1 protein-coding gene is annotated in these 1,205 nt (G+C 68.4%); it reads left to right on the forward strand.

The genetic code is table 11. The annotated features are described in order from the left end of the window. Positions 1–148: 148 nt before the first annotated feature. On the forward strand, positions 149–1,205 hold a 1,057-nt coding region (gene hemN / locus ACEN88_RS32195), incomplete at its 3' end, for an oxygen-independent coproporphyrinogen III oxidase (protein WP_413346278.1).

Consider the following 1,205-nt stretch of genomic DNA (forward strand, 5'->3'; position numbering starts at 1 on the left):
GGCCGGCGTCGTGCCGGCCTGGCGCGACACCGGCCTGGTGCTCGCCACCGTGTGCTGGAGCGCCGCCTTCCTCGCCTACCTGGCGGTCTATGTGCCTTACCTGACGGCCGCCCGCATCGACGGCCGCGAAGGCTGAACCGGAGTGACCATGCATCCCACCATCGAATTCGACGCCGACCTGATCGCCCGCATGACCCAGCGCGGTCCGCGCTACACGTCGTACCCCACCGCCGACCGTTTTACCCCCGCGTTCGGCGCCGGCGAGTTTGCCGCCGCCGCGCGGCCGGGCAGGCCGCTGTCGCTGTACGTGCACATCCCGTTCTGCGAATCGCTGTGCTACTACTGCGCGTGCAACAAGATCATCACGAACGACCACGGCAAGGCGGTGAAGTACCTGGGCTACCTGCTGCGCGAGATCGACATGCAGGCCGCGCTGTGCGCGGACGGCGCCGTCGTCGAGCAGCTGCATTTCGGCGGCGGCACGCCGACTTACCTCAGCGACGCCCAGATGGGCGACCTGCTGGGCCATTTGCGCAGCCGCTACGCGTTCGCGGCCGACGACGCGGGCGAGTTTTCGATCGAGATCGACCCGCGCACCGTGGACGCCGCCCGCATCCGCACGTTGCGCCGCCAAGGCTTCAATCGCCTGTCGCTGGGCGTGCAGGACTTCGACGAGGGCGTGCAGCGCGCCGTCAACCGCATCCAGCCGGAAGCGCTGACGCGCGACGCCATTACCGCCGCGCGCGAGGCGGGCTTCCGCTCCATCAGCATCGACCTGATCTACGGCCTGCCGCTGCAGAACGTGACGACGATGGCGGCGACGCTCGACAAGGTCGTCGCCGCGGCGCCGGACCGCATCTCGGTCTACAACTATGCGCACATGCCGCAGCTGTTCAAGTCGCAGAAGCTGATCCGCGACGAGGACCTCCCGGACGGCGCGACGAAGCTGGCGATGCTGGGCCTGTGCATCGAGCGGCTCGGCGCGGCGGGTTACGTGTACATCGGCATGGACCATTTCGCAAGGCCGGACGACGAACTCGCGCGCGCGCAGCGCGACGGCACCCTGCACCGCAATTTCCAGGGTTATTCGACGCACGCGGACATCGACATGGTCGCCTGCGGCGTGTCCGCCATCAGCGCCGTGAACGGCACCTATGCGCAGAACGAGAAATCGCTCGAGCGGTATTACGCGCGCATCGGCCGCG

It is taken from the genome of Massilia sp. CT11-108, from assembly GCF_047302915.1.
GTDB classification, from domain to species: domain Bacteria; phylum Pseudomonadota; class Gammaproteobacteria; order Burkholderiales; family Burkholderiaceae_D; genus Telluria; species Telluria orientalis.